Here is a 16,775-nt window from a genome sequence, read left to right on the forward strand (position 1 = left end):
CAGCGTTCAATCTGAGCCATGATCAAACTCTTCAGTTAAAAATCATTAGTAGCTTATGGCTACAAATCTTAGCTCATCAATTTTCTGACAAATATTTCTCAAATAAACTTCGAGTAATTTTTACCATTCAATCAATGAAATATTTTCGATCGATCAATCAGTAAAAATCCACACAAGTTGTTCTTCATAATCTCTTAATGATCTTCTCACTGATTCGTCATCAGCAAGCTAGGTCGGCTATACTACTCTCTTTCAAGAAGAAGTCAACTGGTTTTGTTAATTATTTTTAAACTTATTCAAGACTTTCAGATTCTACCGCTTGGGCTAAATCCTTGTTTCTCAACAAGTTTTAATCAACATCACCGCCGATGGATGTGCATTCTACAGCATTTCTAATCCCTTGCAACACCTTTTTCTATTATTTTATTTCAAGCGCATATTTTTTGGTCAAAAATGTGATTTTTGTCGATTATTAAAGCAATTTTAACCATCACTGTTTATTTTTCGTTAAAATAAGCTCACTTTCGCTGCCAAGCAAAATGAATAATGACAGCTTTTAAATACAAAATTTATTTAACCCTTTTGTCCTGTTTAATGATTTCTCAGGTACAGGCACAACCACAACTAAATCTCCCCGCAACCACATTGACGATTTTGAGCTATGTACGTTGGAATACTCCCAATCCCATTTCTTTATGCATTTTAAATAACAGCCAATTATCCAATCAGTTCATTCAAGTCAATCAGCAACTCAAGGGTGCGTATCAAATTCAAGCGGTCAGTTTATCTGAATTAAATAAGGTTATGTGCAATGCTGTTTTTTTCTCAACCTACACACCACGTGAAGAGCAGAATATTATAAATAACCTAAAAGATGCTCCACTGACTTTTAGCTCTAACAATACTGAATGCGAATTAGGTAGCGCATTTTGCTTATATCAAAATAAAACGCGAACTTCCTTTAAGGTAAACTTGGCCAGCCTGTCCCAGTCCCAAGTGCGTGTAGATCCACGTGTTTTATTATTAGCAAAATCTACGGAGCCTTAAGTCAATGTTTCGTAAAAGCTCTAATACTTCCCTACAAAAAATTTTTAGTCAGTCTCAATTGCTGATTTTTGCTCTTACTCTTGGAATTTGTAGTTTAATTTTCGTGGTGATTTCCATCTACACTATGAATACTTATGCCAAACAAAGCCTTAATATTTTTAGCGCAACCTTAAGTGAGCAAATTCAACCTGCTGTCATTTTCAATGATCGTATTACGCTACAGCAAACACTGAACAATCATATTCAGCAATATCCAATTCGCGCTATTCAAGTCATTAACCTACAAGGAAAACCACTGGCCGAAGCATACAAACCTACACCTGAGTTTGCATGGATGGAAAATCTGTTTGATAAGGTCTTCTTTAAACACCCTGTGACACGCACCATCAAACATCAAAATAACCAGTACGGAACGTTGATCATTTACGGTAGTGCCACTCAACTCATGAGCTTTTTCTTTCAGCTCTTGATTTGTCTCTCCGCTGGGATTTTTATCATCCTGTTAATTATGTTGTGGTTGGTACATTCAACCTATCAAAAACTGATGCACTCGATTCAACCCATGGTCAATACTGTTGAAAGCCTTAATCTTGATACTCAATATCAAGCACGTCTTCCATCATCCCCTATTTATGAATTTCGCGTCATCAGTGGTGCATTTAATAATTTATTAGATAAGGTGCAACGTACCAATGAAAAGCTACAAAGTGAAAACTCTCAATTATCACATCAAGCGTTGCATGATCAATTAACTGAACTCCCGAATCGTCATTATTTTTACAATATTTTGTTCAATCAATTTGAGCACCCTGAGAAAAACCAGACCGCTCTCTTTTTTATCGACAACAATAACTTTAAAAACATTAATGATGTTTATGGGCACTTAGCAGGTGATGCCGTGCTCAAAGAAATGGCCCAACGTTTGAAAAAGAATGTCAGAAGCCACGATGTGGTTGCTCGCTTAGGTGGTGATGAATTTTCAATTCTACTCCGCAATATCAAACACTATGATCATTTAGAACTAATTTGCGAGCATTTAATCGAATGCAGTAAAGCACCATTATCTTTTGATCAACAACAGATTCATTTTAGTTTCAGTATTGGCGTTGCTTTCTCAAAATGTGCAACAACGCCTGAAGATTTGATTGCTGAAGCAGACAATGCGATGTATAAAGCCAAAAACTTAGCTCAAGGGTGGTACATAACACCTTGCCTAAATCCTGATCAGGAATCCTCATGTTAAAACATCTTTGTAAATTTATGCTTATCGCAGGTCTTATTACTGCTTTATCTGGCTGCCTTAGTTTAGGGCACCTCAACTATAAACAAGCGCGCATGCTGAAGAAACAAGGCTTTACCCTGACCGAAGAAGGCTGGACGCTGAGACTGCCTGAAAAATTATTGTTCGGCTTTGACCAATCCGATATTCAAGCCTCTCAAAAACCCGCACTCGAAGCGCTTTCTAAACAGCTACAGCAATACAATTTAAATAAAATTAAAGTGGTTGGACATACAGATAATATTGGTGACCCAAGCTACAATCAAACACTCTCCGAGAAACGCGCATCAACTGTTAGCCAGATTTTTATCGAAACAGGGTTTAAAACTCAAAATATTCAGAGCATGGGTCGCGGTGCATCACAACCTCTGGTAGAAAATAGCAGCGAGGAAAATCGAGCGCTGAATCGTCGTGTGAATATTATTATTATTCCTTAAGCATTTATGTTTTATCTTTAGCCTTCGTCACGAAGGCTTTTTTATGTACTTTACTAAATTTCAGGCATAAAAAAACCGCTTAATGCGGTATCTTTATCTCGACCATTTCAATAAATGGTCGGAGCAGTAGGATTCGAACCTACGACCCCCTGGTCCCAAACCAGGTGCACTACCAGGCTGTGCTATGCTCCGATTTCAACTTTTTAAAGTTGGGGTGAATGACGGGATTCGAACCCGCGACAACTGGAATCACAATCCAGGGCTCTACCAACTGAGCTACATCCACCATAACGTGTCGGTTCTTAATACCAAGCTACCTAATGGCGCGCCTGACAGGATTCGAACCTGTGACCATCCGCTTAGAAGGCGGATGCTCTATCCAACTGAGCTACAGGCGCATGACCAATAATACGAGGTATTATGGATAACCTTGCCTTGAAGAATTGGTCGGAGCAGTAGGATTCGAACCTACGACCCCCTGGTCCCAAACCAGGTGCACTACCAGGCTGTGCTATGCTCCGATTCATCTCAGCTTTTGTATCGAACATCTCGTTCGGTACGGTGTGCATTCTAGGCGCGACGCTTGATAACGTCAACACCTATATTTAAAAAAAATAAAAAAATCACGTCAAATGTATATTAATCAAGCGTTTCAGGCATTTTTTATACAAATTTTAACGTTTTAGCGATGCACTGAAATCCAACATGCGATCTAAAGGTAATTTCGCACGCTCAGCAAGTACCGGGTCTACAAATATTTCCTGATCGCCACGCTGTAATACCTCTAAAATACCATCCAGCTCATTCATTGCCATCCATGGGCAGTGTGCACAAGAACGACAGGTTGCACCCTCTCCAGCTGTTGGTGCTTCAACCAAAATTTTGTTGGGCACCGCTTGTTGCATTTTGTAGAAAATACCCCGATCAGTTGCCACAATCAGTCGCTCATTGGGTAAGGTTTGCGCAGCTTTGATTAGTTGTGAAGTACTTCCAACAGCATCAGCAACATCTACCACCGACTCAGGTGACTCAGGATGTACCAGCACCGCAGCATCAGGATAAAGCGCTTTCATTTTCGCAATGCCACGTGCACGGAATTCTTCATGCACAATACATGCACCATCCCAAAGCAACATGTCTGCGCCTGTTTTCTTTTGGATATAACGGCCTAAATGCTGATCGGGCGCCCAAATAATCTTTTCACCTAAACTGTCTAGATGCTCAATAATTTCGACCGCACAGCTTGAGGTCACTACCCAATCAGCACGAGCTTTAACCGCTGCTGAAGTGTTGGCATAGACCACTACTGTATGGTCTGGATGGGCATCACAAAACTGACTAAATTCTTCAACAGGACAACCCAAATCTAAAGAACATGTAGCCTCTAAAGTGGGCATCAGAATGGTTTTATTCGGTGATAAAATTTTTGAGGTTTCCCCCATAAATTTAACGCCCGCCACCACCAAGGTTGATGCTGGATGATCACGACCAAAGCGGGCCATTTCCAATGAATCAGAAACACAGCCACCACTTAACTCCGCCAATTCCTGCACTTCAGGATCGCAATAGTAGTGCGCTACCAATACCGCATCGCGCTTTTTCAACTCGGCCAAGATTAAGGCAAATTTTTCTTGCTTCACTTCATCACTGAGCTTTGAGTCTTTGGTTTCACCCAAACGGTCCAAATGCGCCTGCACAATTGATTTTGCGTCATTGGCAATTAAATTGGTCGCATTGTTCATCATTCATTCATCCCTTCATGCTTGTCGGCAAGCAAGTCCCGCACTTAATTTATTGGCCAAATGGCTTCTCGGCTTTTGACCAATCATTCAAAAGTTCTTATGGTAAAAAAGCCTCCAAAGGAGGCTTTTTTAAAACTCGTTAAGATTAAGAGCGATAATCCGCATTAATCTTCACATAGTCATAAGATAAGTCACAGGTATACACTGTGTCTTTCGCTGCCCCGCGTCCTAGATCTACACGAATGGTCATTTCAGCTTGCGACATTACACGAGCACCTTCCGCTTCCGTGTAATCGGCAGCTGCGCCACCATCCTTACAGATTTGCACATCATCTAACCAAACTTGAATTTTTTCAACATCTAAATTTTTAACCCCAGCATAACCAATCGCAGCCAAGATACGTCCCCAGTTCGGATCGGAGGCAAATATCGCGGTTTTAACCAAAGGTGAATGCGCAATACTATAAGCAATATCGCAGCATTCTTGCGTGTCATACCCACCTTCAACTGCAACCGTAATAAACTTGGTTGCGCCTTCACCATCACGCACAATCAGTTGTGCAAGGCGCTTCATCATACGCGTGAGTACATCTAGCACTACGGCATAGCGTGCATCTTGGGTTGAGGTGATTTCAACACCACCCGCTTGACCCGTAGCCGCAAAGATACAGGAGTCATTGGTTGAAGTATCACCGTCAATGGTAATTCGGTTGAAAGAAACATTGACCGTTTCGCTCAACAGTTGCTGAACCAACTCGCGGCTGATAGGTGCATCGGTTGCAACATAGCCCAACATCGTTGCCATGTTGGGACGAATCATGCCTGCACCCTTAGAAATACCCGTCATGGTATACGTGACGCCATCCAATTCGAATTGCTCAGATGCACCTTTTGGTGTGGTGTCTGTGGTCATAATCCCGGTAGCAGCAACATCCCAAGCATCAGCACTCAAACTATTTAATGCAGGCTGTAATCCATTTAACAAACGCTCCAACGGCAATTGTTCACCAATCACCCCTGTTGAAAACGGTAACACTTCCGTTGATTGCACACCAGCAAGTTCAGCCAACTGTGCACAAGTACGTTCAGCATTCAGCATGCCTGTCTTGCCTGTACCTGCATTGGCATTACCGGTGTTAATAATGAGGTAGCGCGGATTCGCCACGTGTAAGTGCGCTTTTGACACATGCACAGGTGCTGCACAGAACGCATTTTGAGTGAAAACACCCGCAACATTCGTTCCTTCAGCAAATTCGAAAATGACAAGATCACGTCGGTTCTGATAGCGCACATAAGCTTCAGCCGTTCCAATTCTCACCCCTTTCACCACGTGCATTTGTGGCATTGATACGTCACCTACTGGCATTTTAAACGTCCAATTCATTTGTTAGAAAAAACACAGCTTATTAGAATTTTCAGAAAAAATCGAGCAGAAGACTTTGTTTGCTTTAACTTTTCAATGCACACTCATTTTTGACATAAAAAAACCAATCCGAAGATTGGTTTTATGCACTAGCATTTGATTAATTTGAAGCAAGCTGTGCTGAGCTAGACAAAAGCGCTTGTTTAGCATTTTCTTGGCTTACAGGAGAAAGCGCTGGATTTGAAGCCACAATACGGTTCACTGTTGCTGCATTTACAGGAGCAATAGCAGCTGTTTGCAGAACCACTGGGCGTTGATTTGGATTGGCAAAGGTATAGCGAATACCTGTACGCGGACTTTGTACCGTAATATTACCATTGGCTTGTGCCGCAGGTGCTGTGGTTGCACCGCGTGCTTGTTGAACTTTAGCTGCGGTAGTGGTATCTGCAAATGCAAAAGTTGGAAGCGCTAAAGCTACAATCATGATTGGTTTTAATACTGTTTTCATTGTCTTTCCACTTTAGAGGTTTAGATGATGAGCAACTAAATAGCATTTAATGCCTAACACTGCAAATGCTATTCACATTATGCAACGCTTTAGCTGTAATCAGAATCGTATTTGGATTTATCTTAGCGTCAATTTTTCAGTCATACCAATAAAAAGCAGAACCGAAGTTCTGCTTTTTCACTCGTTCACAGTTTAGATTTTACCGTGACACTGTTTATATTTTAGACCTGAACCACATGGGCAAGGCGCATTACGACTCGCAGGTGCAGCAAACTCTTCTACTGGCTCATATTGTGCATCTACCTCTGCAAATTGGCTTTGATCATCGGCCAACAAACCATCAAAGTCTGCATGCGACAAGTTCAATTGCATCGCTTCAGCTTGAGCTTGCTTTTGAGCTTCCATTTCAGCCAGCTCTTCAGCCGTTGGTACATGTACGCGAGATAAATCGGTCACAACATCCGATTTAATAATCGCCAACATATTTACAAATAAGTTATATGCTTCTTTTTTGTATTCTTGCTCAGGATTTTTCTGTGCATAACCACGTAAGTGAATGCCTTGACGTAAATAATCCATCGCCGCCAAGTGATCTTTCCAGTGACGATCCAGCGAGTTCAGCATGAAGTGACGCTCCAGCATAACTGCTGTTTCATCCCCCATTTGCTCACGGCGGCTACGGTAGCGCTGTACCACTTCATCAGTAATACGCTCAACCAAAGACTCTTCATCTAAACGACGGTCATCTTCCAACCATTGGTTGATTGGCAAATCAATTGCAAGGTCTTCACGTAACGCTTTTTCAAGCCCATCAATATCCCATTGATCATGAATTGACTCAGGTGGGATATAGTTAGAAATCACGCCTTTCATCACATCACGTTGCATCTCTTCGATGTAATCTTGTAATGTACTTTCAGCCAAAACTTCATCACGTTGCGAGTAAATAATTTTACGCTGCTCGTTGTTGACGTCATCGTATTTCAATAAGTTCTTACGAATATCGAAGTTACGTGCTTCAACTTTACGCTGCGCATTTTCAATCGAACGTGACACCATTTTATGCTCAATGGCTTCGTCTTCTTGTAAGCCCATCGCACGCATCATGCCCACAACACGATCACCCGCAAAGATACGCATTAAGTCATCTTCAAGTGACAAGTAGAAACGTGACACACCAGGGTCACCCTGACGACCTGCACGACCACGAAGCTGGTTATCAATACGACGTGATTCGTGACGCTCAGAACCAATAATGTGTAAGCCACCAGAACTCAATACCATTTCATGGCTTTGTTCCCATTCGGCTTTTAAGCGCGCTTCATCTTCAGGAGTTGGGTTTTCAATTTTTGCCAGTAAAGCTTTCCAGTTACCACCAAGCAGAATGTCTGTACCACGACCTGCCATGTTGGTTGCAATGGTTACTGCTCGCGGTGCACCCGCTTGCGCAATAATATCTGCTTCACGTTCGTGTTGTTTCGCATTTAACACTTCGTGCTGAATGCCTGCATCACGCAATTTATCAGAAAGAATCTCAGAGGCTTCAATGGTTGCTGTACCAATTAAAATTGGTGCGACACCAGACTCATGCACACGTTGAATTTCTTGAATAATTGCGTTGTATTTACCATTACGATTTAAATAAATTAAATCGTTTTGATCGAGACGAACCATTGGACGGTGCGTCGGAATGATGACTACATCTAGACCATAAATTTCTTTCATTTCCGCTGCTTCAGTATCGGCAGTACCGGTCATACCCGAAAGCTTTTTGTATAGACGGAAATAGTTCTGGAAGGTTGTGGTTGCAAGCGTTTGGTTTTCAGGCTGGATTTCTAAGCCTTCTTTTGCTTCAACCGCTTGGTGTAAACCTTCAGACCAGCGACGACCTGGCATGGTACGCCCTGTGTTTTCATCGACAATGATCACTTCACCATCATTGATGATGTAATGCACATTGCGTTGATACAAGTAATGCGCACGAATGGCAGCAGTAACATGATGAACTAGATTTAGGTTGGTCGATGAATACAGGCTTTCACCTTCAGCCAACAAACCCATTTCAATCAGTTCATTTTCAACCGTTTCAAAACCAATTTCTGTCATTTCAACAGAACGTTGTTTTTCATCAATCCAGAAATGACCACCATCCGCGACTTTTTCTTCTTTCTGCGCATGCAGCTTGGGCGGAATACTGTTGATTGCGGCATACAACTGTGAAGAGTCATCACTTTGACCTGAAATAATCAAAGGCGTACGCGCTTCATCAATTAAGATCGAATCGACTTCATCGATGATGGCATAGATCAAACCACGTTGTTTTTTCTCAGCAAGCGAGAACACCATGTTGTCACGTAGATAGTCAAAGCCAAATTCGTTGTTGGTACCGTAGGTAATATCAGCACGATAGGCTTCAGCTTTCTCTGTTGGATCTTGCATGGAATAGATAATACCAATGCTTAAACCCAAGAATTCAAAGAGCGGACGGTTTAATTCAGCATCACGCTGTGCCAAATAGTCATTCACGGTAATAACGTGAACACCTTGAGCACTAATCGCGTTTAAATAACACGACAAGGTACCCATCAGGGTTTTACCTTCACCTGTACGCATCTCTGCAATTTTACCTTCGTGTAAGGTAATGCCACCGATCAACTGTACATCGTAATGACGCATGCCCATGACACGCTTAGCTGCTTCACGGCAGACGGCAAATGCTTCTGGGAGTAATTTATCGAGGCTTTCGCCCTTGTTATATCGTTGTTTAAATTCTTCAGTTTTTGCAGATAAGTCTGCATCGCCAAGAGCGGATATCGTCGGCTCGAGCGCATTAATCTTGTCTACGATTTTACGCATGCGTTTGAGTTCGCGCTCATTTTTGGTACCGAAGATTCCTCCGATCAGACTTGCCAACATGAATAGACTCTCTAAATCTTGCTTGTCAAATGAATATGTTTTCTTAGTCGTTATTATGGTGCTAGAAATTTGAAGTACAAGGGCTTTACACAAAACCATTTAAAAAATCTATTCATTGTTTCTAGCCCGTCGAATCTAAGGCAAACTAATGTAACAAATTTTAAACAGCCGACATAGAGATTTCATCCGAACTCATCAGGATTCAACAGTCTTTTTAAAGTAGCGACTTTAATTGTTTGCAGTTATTCAAGGTTTTGCTTTCAAGCGCTTGATTTTTCCGCAGCGAGGCTTTCACCCCATTATTGGACTGACTTGGATTCATGCTCTGTAGAAAACCCAAGAGTTGTTCATCATTGACTCGCATTGCGGTAAGAATCGGAACAAGCTGTACACAAGCAACTTGATAAATATTATTCGTATTCTGACCTTGAGCTAACTCTCGCTCGAGAGCCTGTGAAAGGGTGGCTTTACGCTGTTTGAGGCTTTTTTGAGACGCTAGATATTGATCTGTAATTTGTTGTGGCGTTTGACGAGCAGTACTGACTTGGGCTTGTTTCAATTGCCCACCATTCTGCGCATGGGTTACTTCCAGTCCCCATAACACTAAAGTCAGGGCTATCCCTATTTTTTTCATTGTTCTAATACTCAAGTTTTTTATACTTTGTGAAATTGCTTTAAAAAACAACTATAAATCAATAATGAAAAGAATTATATCCAATCATAAACCGATCGAATGCGCAATCAATTCTATAGAGCGATACACTTCACAGAAGCAGAAAAAATCTCGTCTAAACACCGTTACCAAATATGCAAATAAACGGTCTCTAGAGCAACAATGAGGTCATCTTTGGCATACCCAAATACATAACAGCTATCCGACCAATTATGAATATTTTGTATAAACAAATAATAAAACACTATTTTTCATGCATAAGAAATTGCGCCATAGTGATGTTCATTCCATAGACATAAAGATAATTTGAGGTTCAACATGAGTTTACGTTTAGGCGACATCGCACCCAATTTTCAACAAGCATCCAGCACAGGCGAAATCGATTTTTATCAATTTTTAGGCGATAGCTGGGGAGTACTGTTTTCACATCCTGCTGACTACACGCCAGTATGTACCACCGAGCTTGGCTTTACCGCAAAACTCAAAGATGAATTTGAAAAACGTGGAGTAAAAGCCATTGCCCTCTCAGTCGATGATGTCGAATCGCATCAGGGTTGGATCAAAGACATCAATGCAACCCAAAACACCACGGTGAACTTCCCGATCATTGCCGACCAAGACCGTAAAGTGTCTGAGTTATATGGTTTTATCCATCCCAATGCCAGTGAAACATTAACGGTTCGCTCTTTAGTGATTATCGACCCAAACAAAAAAGTCCGTTTGATTATCACTTATCCTGCATCAACAGGTCGTAATTTCCATGAAATCTTACGCGTAATTGACTCACTACAGCTGACAGATCATCACAAAGTTGCAACTCCTGCGAACTGGCAACAAGGTGAAGATGTGGTGATTGTGCCATCACTCAAAGATGAAGCTGAAATCGCACAGCGCTTTCCGAAAGGTTATAAAGCAGTCACCCCGTATTTACGCCTAACTCCACAGCCTGAGCAAGGATAAAATATTCTGCTGTTGCAACAGACAAGTGAAGCCCGAAGTTTTGACCGAGCGGACCGATTGAAAATAAAAAAATGGGGCACTGAACTCCAAACAATCCAAAAGAGGAAACTAACCCATAAAAATATGTCAAAGACACCTTGTATGATCGTTTCAAACTCCAATGACGAGCCGAGTTTGAACTTTTGAAAGCCTGTCAATCGACAGGCTTTTTTCCGCTTAAAGCAGATACACATGACTCTTTAACAAAATCAAACTGTTAAAACTCACATCTTCCGCTATAACAGTCAAAACAATACGATAAAAACGACTTTATGATTTATAACATTCACCATTTACATTGCGGCACCATGTGTCCAGTGTGTGCCCCTCTCTTTGGTCAAAAAGGTTTTCAAGCTAATGTCGTGTGCCATTGTCTTTTGGTTGAAACAGATCAAGGGCTGGTGCTGATTGATACGGGCTTAGGCATACAAGACTATCTCCACACCAAGCAGCGTTTGGGGCAGTTGGTGGCTCGAATTGGAAAAATTGAACAAAACTTAGAATTAACAGCCATTGCACAAATCCAAAAACTTGGCTTTAGCCCAAAGGATGTCAAACACATTTTGGTTTCACATCTGGATTTTGACCATGCGGGTGGTATTTCCGACTTTCCCAATGCAACAGTACATATCCTGTCTAACGAATATAATGCTGCGCAAAACCTGAAGTCATTCAAAAATAAAGCCCGTTATAAAACACAACAATTTCAGCAGCATCGTCATTGGCACTTTATTGAGCCGATTCACGGTGACGCATGGTTTAATTTGACTCAAGTGCAAGGGTTTGACTTATTTCATAATGAGATTCTTTTGATTCCACTGTTTGGGCATACTGAAGGCCACTGTGGCATTGCCATTAAAACCCAACAGGGTTGGAAACTCTTCTGCGGAGATGCTTACTACTCTCACCTAGAACTCAATCCCCAAAACAAACTTCGCAGCTTAAATGCCTTGGAAGTATTTTTTGCCGAAGATAATGCACAGCGTTTAAGTAACTTGCATAAAATTCAACACTTGGCACAGTCTGAACCACGTATCGAAATCTTTTGCGCACATGACCCTGTTGAACTTTCACACCATCAGAGCCTGATCCTATGACCAAATACCTTGTTATGCTTTCTCTGTGTGTCAATGTTTCTGGCTGTATGACTACGCCTGCGCTGCCCGAGACAGAGCGTCCACAACACTGGGGACAGTCGATCCAACCTGCGCATAATTTCTATCAAATCAGTGAAACTGTTTTTCGTAGTGAACAACCCGATCAAGATTTAGTTCCGAGTTTAAAAGCACAGAAAATTGATGTAATTATTAATTTACGCTCACGCAATCAAGACCTGAAAAAACTGTCTAACCAAGGGTTTAAACTGGTGCATATCCCGATTCATACATGGGCGATTGACCGAGAAGACTTGTTAAAGGTGATGCGGCAAATCCAACTTGCAGAGCAAAACCAACAAAAAGTTTTATTGCATTGCTACCATGGCTCAGACCGTACTGGTGCCAGTGTGGCCATGTATCGCATTATTTTCCAAAACTGGTCTACCGCTGATGCCTTGGCTGAGATGAAACAAGGCGGTTATGGTTTTCATCCAATTTGGCAAAATATTGATCCTTTATTTAGCCCCGAAAATATAAGATGGATTCAACAGCAGCTGTTAAATCCATCTTAGTGAAGGCAATTGGGTTAAACCCGATCTTAACGTTTGTCGAGTGGCACCCAGTCAATCACCCATGCGGACTTCATACCAAGGCTTGCATCTGAGGTAATCTTCTTGCGGGCTGCATCGGCAGTATCACGGTCTTTAGATGGCCCCACCATAATCCGTACGCCTTTAGAGGTTGGACTTTTAGTGACCTTATAGCCCTTGGCACGAAGCTTAGCCGCCAGTGCATCCGCATTGGCTTCATTGGCAGCCAATGCCACCTGTACCATCCACTGCTTATCGCCATGTTCAAGTAAATCACGCGCTTTCTCAGCTTCCGCCTTTTTCTTGGCTTCATCAGCTTTACGCTTTTCATCTGCCTTACGTTTGTCTTCCGCTTTTTTATCAGCATCTGCTTTACGTTCAGCTTCTTTTTTCGCTTCAGCCTTACGCTCGTCTTCTGCTTTACGTTTAGCCTCTGCTTCTCGCTTAGCTTTATCTTCAAGTGCTTGCTTTTCTGCTAAGGCTTTTTGCTCAGCCAGTTTTTTTGCAGCCGCTGCTTTTTCAGCTTCAGTACGCGCTTGCAGCTTTTGCTGTTCCAACTTCTTTACTTCAGCCGCTTTGTCCGCAGCAATTCGCTGTTGCTTGGCTTTTTCATCTTCAACCAATTCTGGTGGAATGTTGTCCGAGCTTTGCTGTGCAGCATTACGGTGCGCATTCAACGCGGCATATTCTTCCGCTGCTTTACGTGCAGCATCTGCTTCGGCTTGCTGTTGCATTGCTAAAAATTCGGCCGCACGAGCTTCTTGTTCAGCAACCGATTTTTCACGTGCTACACGTTGTTGTTCCAGTAAACGCTTTTCTGTTTCGACATCAACCGTTAACGGCTGAAGTTGAACCAACTCACCTTCGGCATTGCGTTGCACATTTTGTGTGACTAGCTCTGGTGTTTTAATATTATTTTGATGTATTTCTTCTTTGCCTTTAAGCAATAATGCCGCCAAAAGGACACCACCACCTAATAAAACAACGCCACCCATCCAACGTTGTTTGCTATTCATTGACATTCTTCCAAATACTCCCATACCGCTTCTAAGGTATGAAATGAACCACATACCAAAATCAGCTGATTATTCTTTGTTTCGTCGAGCGCTGATTTAAAAGCCAATTTCACACTGTCAAAGTGCTGCACATGTTGCCCTTGCAGCGCTTGATCCAATTGTTCAATCGGAGCTGCACGCGGGACAGTTAATGCCGCAATTTTCCACATTTGTATGGAGTCTTTCAATAACTCTGTGACAGATTTCACATCTTTATCTGCCAACATCGAGAAAACACTGACTACTTCAGTGTACTGTTTATTGTATTTTAGGAAATTTCGCAATTGATTTAATAAAAAAGCAACACCATGCGGGTTATGCCCTGCATCAAAAATTACCGTTTTGTTCTGTATTTGGCGAATTTCAAAACGACCTTGCAGTTTTGCGTTTTGAATTCCTTCAGAAATAGCCGCTTGAGTGACCGTTAAACCACTCAATAAAACAGCAGCAACAGCTGTTGAAATATTCTCAACCGCCAATGTGCCGAGAGGTAAATTTAAAGTGGTGCCGCTAGATGCAAACATCCACGACTGACCATGCTCACTAAGTTGATAAAAATAGTCACGATTCACTGCATAAAGTTTTGCAGCACAAGCATCCGCTTTATCGATAATCGCTTGAGGGATGTGTTGTAAGCCACCAAACACCACAGGAATATTAGGACGGATGATACCTGCCTTTTCAAAGGCAATCTTTTCAATAGTATCGCCCAGCCAGTCAGTATGGTCTAAACCAATATTAGTAATCACCGCAACATCGGGTTCAATCACGTTGACCACATCTAAGCGACCACCTAGACCGACTTCAAGGACCCAAACATCACATACTTGGTCTTTAAAAATGACAAAAGCCGCGAGTGTGGTCGCCTCAAAGAACGAGAGGCTTAAATCACAATCACGGCGCGCTTGATCCACTTGTACAAAAGCATCGACCAAGCTTTGGTTATCGACCTCTACACCACGCAATTTAACCCGTTCATTAAAACGGTAAATATGTGGTGACTGATACAGTCCCACCTTATAGCCTTGCGCATTTAAAATGGCAGCCAGTGTGGTGGTGGTCGAACCTTTTCCATTGGTTCCCGCTACAGTTAAAACTTTGGCATCGGGACGCGTTACACCGAGCTTTTCAGCTACAGGAATGACCCGTTCCAATCCTAAATCAATCCCCGTAACGTGAACATGGCCCCAATAATCGAGCCATGTTTCTAAAGAGTCTGTTGCAAGTGGTGCTGTGTTCAAGACAAATTCATCAGTTTCGCGACAATACGATAAACTGTATCACGTAATGCGTGACGGTGAACAATTTGATCGATTACACCATGATCAAGCAAGTATTCCGCACGCTGGAACGGCTCTTCTAGCTTTTCACGCACAGTTTGTTCAATCACGCGTTTACCTGCAAAACCAATCATCGCTTTCGGCTCTGCAATATGTACATCACCAAGCATCGCTAAAGATGCCGTTACACCACCATAGACAGGATGGGTCAACACCACCAAATATGGCAGACCCGCGTCTTTCATTTTTTGGATGGCCGCTGAAGTACGCGCCATTTGCATCAAAGACAACATGCCTTCTTGCATACGTGCACCGCCTGAAGCAGCAAAGCAAATCAGAGGTTGTTTGTCCGCAATGGCTTTTTCAGCCGCTTGCACAAAACGGTCACCAACAACCGTACCCATTGAACCACCCATAAAATCAAATTCAAAGGCACAGGCAATCAAAGGAATACCTTTGAGTAAACCTTGCATCACTACCAAGGCTTCAGTTTCACCGGTTTTGGTCTGTGCTTCAGTCATACGCGCTGGATATGGCTTTGAGTCGACAAATTTCAACGGATCTTTGGCTTTAAATTCTTGCCCCAATTCTGTTTGCACTTGGTCAAAGAACCAATTCAAACGATCACGGGCTTTCATACGCAAATGTTCATCACACTGAGGGCAAACATACGCGTTAAATGACATTGCAGTACGTGTAACAAGTGCATGGCACTCAGGGCATTCAATCGTTGGTTCTGTAAACGTCGCTTTGAGTGAGGTTTGCTCATCAGGTACTTGAATACCGGGTACACCACGTTCAGTCCATGGCGTCGATGGGCTTAGGATTTTCCCTGATTTAACATCTTGACTCATACTAACTCATCGAGCGCTGCTCGAAGCTCCTTGACTTTATTAACCGTTTCAACCACGGCTTGTTCTGGTGCTAAGTTTGCAAATTGCTTAACAAAAGCACTACCAACAATCACAGCATCAGCCACTCCGCCCATTGCTTTGGCAGATGTCGCATCACTGATCCCAAAACCAACACCGACAGGAATATCTGTTTCTGCTTTAATTTTAGCAATTCGGTTTGCAGCTTCAGCAACGTCTAAAGTTGCTGCACCTGTGACCCCTTTTAAAGACACGTAATAGATGAAACCACTCGCCTGTTTCACCACATGTTTAATGCGTTCGTCCGTTGAGGTTGGCGCTAGTAAAAAGATTTGATCCATATCAAATTGCTTCAATACAACATCAAGCTCTGCTGCTTCTTCTGGTGGTAAATCCACCAGTAGAATGCCATCGACACCACATGCATGCGCAGTCGATACAAACTTTTCATAACCAATGACTTCAACTGGATTCAGATAACCCATCAATACGACTGGGGTCTCTTGATCCTTTTGACGGAACTCTTTGACCATATTCAAAGCATCTAAGGTATTGGTACCACCTGCCAATGCGCGTTCTGCAGCAAGGGCAATCACAGGACCATCTGCCATAGGGTCTGAAAATGGAAGACCGAGTTCAATCACATCTACACCCGCCTCGACCATCTGATGTAACAAAGGAACTGTTACCTGTGGATGAGGGTCACCAGCCATAACATAAGAAACCAAAGCTTTACGCTGTTGAGATTTAAGCTGTCCAAAACGAGTGGCTAAACGTGACATAGGGTTGTGCTTTCCTTAACTTGTTTAAAATTAAAACTACTGAGGAGTTGGCTTTGTAAAAATACAAGACGCTGCATTGTAACGCTATTTTTTACTCATTGAATAGAGCACATCGCGTTCGCATTCCAATTCATT

General features: G+C 42.3%; 15 protein-coding genes and 4 tRNA genes. 6 read left to right on the plus strand and 13 right to left on the minus strand.

The window, feature by feature from the left end:
• Positions 1–546 precede the first annotated feature (546 nt).
• Genes MF4640_RS01375 through MF4640_RS01385 form a run of 3 tightly spaced genes read left to right on the plus strand, consistent with a single transcriptional unit; the run spans position 547 to position 2,763 of the window.
• Entirely contained in the window at positions 547–1,047 is a 501-nt protein-coding gene (locus MF4640_RS01375) for a YfiR family protein (RefSeq protein WP_078388443.1), read from the plus strand.
• A gap of 4 nt (positions 1,048–1,051) precedes the next feature.
• The gene (locus MF4640_RS01380) at positions 1,052–2,290 is read left to right on the plus strand and encodes a sensor domain-containing diguanylate cyclase (protein WP_078388444.1); all 1,239 of its coding nucleotides are present in this window, start codon (positions 1,052–1,054) and stop codon (positions 2,288–2,290) included.
• On the plus strand, positions 2,284–2,763 hold the full coding sequence (locus MF4640_RS01385; RefSeq protein ID WP_005401947.1) for an OmpA family protein: 480 nt from the start codon (positions 2,284–2,286) through the stop codon (positions 2,761–2,763). Before MF4640_RS01380 ends, MF4640_RS01385 begins: the two co-directional genes overlap by 7 nt.
• A gap of 115 nt (positions 2,764–2,878) precedes the next feature.
• On the opposite strand, the gene MF4640_RS01390 is transcribed toward MF4640_RS01385, so the two are convergent.
• The 9 genes from MF4640_RS01390 to MF4640_RS01430 form a co-directional block, all read right to left on the minus strand.
• A tRNA-Pro gene (locus MF4640_RS01390) sits at positions 2,879–2,955 on the minus strand.
• A gap of 18 nt (positions 2,956–2,973) precedes the next feature.
• Positions 2,974–3,049 (minus strand) — tRNA-His (locus MF4640_RS01395).
• Between the two features lie 35 nt (positions 3,050–3,084).
• A tRNA-Arg gene (locus MF4640_RS01400) sits at positions 3,085–3,161 on the minus strand.
• 46 nt (positions 3,162–3,207) lie between these two features.
• Positions 3,208–3,284: transfer RNA gene (locus MF4640_RS01405), tRNA-Pro, on the minus strand.
• A 153-nt stretch (positions 3,285–3,437) separates the two neighbouring features.
• On the minus strand, positions 3,438–4,505 hold the full coding sequence (gene nadA, locus MF4640_RS01410; RefSeq protein ID WP_078388515.1) for a quinolinate synthase NadA: 1,068 nt from the start codon (positions 4,503–4,505) through the stop codon (positions 3,438–3,440).
• A 145-nt stretch (positions 4,506–4,650) separates the two neighbouring features.
• A complete protein-coding gene (argJ, locus tag MF4640_RS01415) occupies positions 4,651–5,871 on the minus strand; it encodes a bifunctional glutamate N-acetyltransferase/amino-acid acetyltransferase ArgJ (RefSeq protein ID WP_078388445.1) in 1,221 nt (406 codons plus the stop codon).
• A gap of 157 nt (positions 5,872–6,028) precedes the next feature.
• Positions 6,029–6,376, minus strand: coding sequence for a hypothetical protein (locus MF4640_RS01420; RefSeq protein ID WP_078388446.1), 348 nt, complete (start codon positions 6,374–6,376; stop codon positions 6,029–6,031).
• 192 nt (positions 6,377–6,568) lie between these two features.
• A complete protein-coding gene (gene secA / locus MF4640_RS01425) occupies positions 6,569–9,292 on the minus strand; it encodes a preprotein translocase subunit SecA (protein ID WP_078388447.1) in 2,724 nt (907 codons plus the stop codon).
• Between the two features lie 214 nt (positions 9,293–9,506).
• Positions 9,507–9,926 (minus strand): hypothetical protein, encoded by a 420-nt coding sequence (locus MF4640_RS01430; protein WP_078388448.1) that lies wholly within the window; start codon positions 9,924–9,926, stop codon positions 9,507–9,509.
• 357 nt (positions 9,927–10,283) lie between these two features.
• Between MF4640_RS01430 and MF4640_RS01435 the strand changes: the two genes are divergently transcribed.
• The 3 genes from MF4640_RS01435 (at position 10,284) to MF4640_RS01445 (ending at position 12,633) form a co-directional block, all read left to right on the plus strand.
• Positions 10,284–10,925: a peroxiredoxin gene (locus MF4640_RS01435; RefSeq protein WP_078388449.1), complete on the plus strand. Its 642-nt coding sequence runs from the start codon at positions 10,284–10,286 to the stop codon at positions 10,923–10,925.
• Between the two features lie 311 nt (positions 10,926–11,236).
• Positions 11,237–12,061, plus strand: a complete 825-nt coding sequence (locus MF4640_RS01440; RefSeq protein ID WP_078388450.1) for an MBL fold metallo-hydrolase — start codon at positions 11,237–11,239, stop codon at positions 12,059–12,061.
• Positions 12,058–12,633, plus strand: a complete 576-nt coding sequence (locus tag MF4640_RS01445; RefSeq protein ID WP_078388451.1) for a dual specificity protein phosphatase family protein — start codon at positions 12,058–12,060, stop codon at positions 12,631–12,633. The genes MF4640_RS01440 and MF4640_RS01445 overlap by 4 nt, the downstream gene beginning before the upstream one ends.
• 26 nt (positions 12,634–12,659) lie before the next feature.
• Here MF4640_RS01445 and MF4640_RS01450 read toward each other — a convergent pair whose 3' ends face one another.
• Genes MF4640_RS01450 through trpA form a run of 4 tightly spaced genes read right to left on the minus strand, consistent with a single transcriptional unit; the run spans position 12,660 to position 16,640 of the window.
• Positions 12,660–13,673, minus strand: a complete 1,014-nt coding sequence (locus MF4640_RS01450; RefSeq protein WP_410551838.1) for an SPOR domain-containing protein — start codon at positions 13,671–13,673, stop codon at positions 12,660–12,662.
• Complete coding sequence (gene folC / locus MF4640_RS01455; RefSeq protein ID WP_078388453.1) at positions 13,664–14,947, minus strand: bifunctional tetrahydrofolate synthase/dihydrofolate synthase; 1,284 nt, start codon at positions 14,945–14,947, stop codon at positions 13,664–13,666. The genes MF4640_RS01450 and folC overlap by 10 nt, the downstream gene beginning before the upstream one ends.
• Positions 14,944–15,840 (minus strand): acetyl-CoA carboxylase, carboxyltransferase subunit beta, encoded by an 897-nt coding sequence (gene accD, locus MF4640_RS01460; protein ID WP_058870258.1) that lies wholly within the window; start codon positions 15,838–15,840, stop codon positions 14,944–14,946. Before accD ends, folC begins: the two co-directional genes overlap by 4 nt.
• The gene (gene trpA / locus MF4640_RS01465) at positions 15,837–16,640 is read right to left on the minus strand and encodes a tryptophan synthase subunit alpha (RefSeq protein WP_005401958.1); all 804 of its coding nucleotides are present in this window, start codon (positions 16,638–16,640) and stop codon (positions 15,837–15,839) included. The genes accD and trpA overlap by 4 nt, the downstream gene beginning before the upstream one ends.
• Between the last annotated feature and the right edge of the window lie 135 nt (positions 16,641–16,775).

The organism is Acinetobacter sp. MF4640, from assembly GCF_002018895.1.
Lineage (GTDB): Bacteria > Pseudomonadota > Gammaproteobacteria > Pseudomonadales > Moraxellaceae > Acinetobacter > Acinetobacter johnsonii.